This is a genomic window from Mesobacillus sp. (assembly GCF_049588175.1).
Lineage (GTDB): Bacteria > Bacillota > Bacilli > Bacillales > Cytobacillaceae > Mesobacillus.
The window spans coordinates 1-2,592 of sequence record NZ_JBAVFI010000083.1 but is presented as its reverse complement, the minus strand read 5'-3'; the positions used below and the strand labels follow the sequence as shown (position 1 = coordinate 2,592).

Below are 2,592 nucleotides of genomic sequence, written 5' to 3'. Positions count from 1 at the left end.
TGAGCTGTTTTGCTTTTACAAGTTCCTGATTGCTGAAGCCTTCTAAAGTCCACATGATGATATTGATTGTTCTGGGAATGTCCGTTCCATCACGAAATTTGCCAAGATCGATATTATCGAATAACCTGGCGTAGCTGGAATGCATCTGTTCGGTATTCGTGCTGGCCAGCTCATTTTTGACTTCTTCAGCGATTTCCATCGAGGCTGAAATCATAAAATCGAAAACCTCCGGATACTTGATCATCATCCTGCTTTTAAGGATCATTAAATTTATCAGCCTATCGAAAATATCCCGCTCACTGAAATCCAGTTCATTGAAGAATTCCTCTGATAATACCTCGACAAAGTGATTGTATAAAAACAAGTAAAGTTCTTTTTTATTGTTGAAGTAATGAAATAACAGACCTTTTGAAATTCCTGCTAACTTAACGATTTCATTGGTAGATGCATTTTCATACCCCTTTTGGGCAAATTCCTTGAGAGCTGCGTTCAGGATACGTTCCTGCTTTTCTTTATTTAAACTAAAAAATTTTGAAGTCATCTTGCCCTCCTTAGCATCACATTGACCAACCTGGTCAACTACATTTTATTCCTCATTGACCAATTCGGTCAATGAATTTCATATTCATTTTTTCGACATAGAAAAAGCTGCCTCATCGCAGGATAAGGCAGCTTGATCGTTACTTTATTTTTCTAATGATGGCTCTAACCGGACTTCCATCAGCATCCTCCAGCGGCAGAGGTAACGCAGCAAGTTCATATTCACCTGGTTCAATTTGATCCAGCACTAGCCCCTCAAGGATATGGATGCCATGGCGGTTAAGCTCATGATGAGCACTTAACTCCTTGCTGTCTAAAGGATCGACGGAAGGCAAATCAAGCCCGAGGAGCTGTACTCCTTGGTCTGCTAAATATGCCGCTAATTCTGGCTCGATATGAGGAATCGAGTCAGGGAAAACGGTTTTATCGTTCCAGGAGTCTGTTTTGATTAATAAACGCTTTACTCCCTGTAACGGAACATCCTGCACATCCTTTATGCCTATACTTGCTGGCTGCTGCAACTGAATGACCTTCGCCTCTCCGATATAAAGATTGAAATCAAGTTGGATTACTTTTTTTCCATTGTTATCGAAATGGAATGGCGCATCAATATGTGTTCCAGTATGAGTACTCATTGTCACCTGGCCAACATTCACAGAGCCACTTTCCTCCATGCCCCAGCTAACCTCATAATGGAAAGGGGTATCACCAGGCCAAACAGGAATTTTATTATTTAAAACTTGTGAAATATCAACCCAAGATCCCATCAGGTTACCTTCTTCCTATTAGTCTCTTTATTTTTATTTTTAAGTAAGCTTACAGCTTTGTCCTCAGGCTCCAAAGTTCAGGGAAGAATCTATGGTCAACAACCTTTTTCAGGTAGGCTACTCCGGCCGATCCGCCTGTTCCCATTTTGTGTCCGATGATTCTTTCCACCGTGCTCATATGGTTAAAGCGCCATAGTTGCTGCTGGCTGCCGATATCAACCAGTTTCTCTGCGAGTTCATACAAATCCCAATACTGATCCACATTACGATATACAGTCAGCCACGCTTCCTCGACACTAGCATTAAGTTCGTATGGTGCGGACCAGTCCCTGTTGAGCGCTTCCTCATCAATTGGAAGGCCGCGCATCGCAAGTGCGCTGATAGCCGCATCATAAATGCTGCGTTCATGGATCGCCTTCTCCATTTGCTTGAAAAGCTCTGCATCATGCTTATAAACCGATAACACATGCGCATTCTTTTGGCCTAATGCGAATTCAATCAGGCGGTTCTGATAGGACTGGAATCCGGAAGAGTGGCCAAGCTTGTCGCGGAATTCCATATATTCAGACGGTGTCAAAGTAGATAATACACTCCACGATTGAATCAATTGCTGCTGAATCCTTGACACCCTCGAAAGCATCTTGAAAGACGGCTCCAAATCATTTTTGCGAATGCATTCAATCGCTGCAGTTACCTCGTGTAAAATCAGCTTCATCCACAGCTCACTAGCCTGATGGATGATAATGAACAGCATTTCGTCATGGTGATCCGATAGCCGCTGCTGGCTAGACAGAATTTTATCCAGCTGCAGATAGCTTCCATAAGACATCTCTTTTGCAAAGTCAGTATGAATCTTCTCTTTTTCAAGTTCTGATTTTTGTTGATCCATTATCAATTGACCCCTCCCACTAAAGCCACTATTTCTAGTTCATTATTGAATTTTACCAATGATCATTTTGAATCCGCTTACATTATTACTCTCAGGCATAGGCCTGATAAGCTAAGCGGTCCAATAGATTCATCAATCTTGTATGATTCCCCAAACATTTCAGCTAGAGAAATCGTAACAATAACTAAAGCAACCGTCAATAAAGGTCTTTGAATTTAAAGACTAAAAAAAGATTGCTGCATCAAAAAAACAGTCTTTGGTTGCAAGGACTGTCAGATTGTCGACAAATATACAGCCCACCGATCTATTATTGAAACCCTGTTGATTGGAGCGGAAGGCACGAAGACTCCTCCGAAAATGCTCACGCAGTTCCATCGTGCGTGGGCAGGTTCGAGG

At 42.0% G+C, this 2,592-nt stretch carries 3 protein-coding genes; all 3 read right to left on the bottom strand.

Features of this window, described 5'->3' with window-relative positions:
• Positions 1-541: TetR/AcrR family transcriptional regulator (locus WB217_RS01860; RefSeq protein WP_423990112.1), on the bottom strand; the 541-nt coding region annotated here is incomplete at its 3' end.
• Positions 542-680: 139 nt separating this feature from the next.
• The gene (kynB, locus tag WB217_RS01855) at positions 681-1,307 is read right to left on the bottom strand and encodes an arylformamidase (protein WP_423990110.1); all 627 of its coding nucleotides are present in this window, start codon (positions 1,305-1,307) and stop codon (positions 681-683) included.
• A gap of 49 nt (positions 1,308-1,356) precedes the next feature.
• Positions 1,357-2,196: a tryptophan 2,3-dioxygenase gene (gene kynA / locus WB217_RS01850; protein ID WP_423990108.1), complete on the bottom strand. Its 840-nt coding sequence runs from the start codon at positions 2,194-2,196 to the stop codon at positions 1,357-1,359.
• Positions 2,197-2,592: the final 396 nt, after the last annotated feature.

Coding starts and splice junctions, on each gene's coding strand:
- kynA (WP_423990108.1), bottom strand. CDS start 2,196: ATGGATCAACAAAAATCAGAACTTGAAAAAGAGAAGATTCATACTGAC.
- kynB (WP_423990110.1), bottom strand. CDS start 1,307: ATGGGATCTTGGGTTGATATTTCACAAGTTTTAAATAATAAAATTCCT.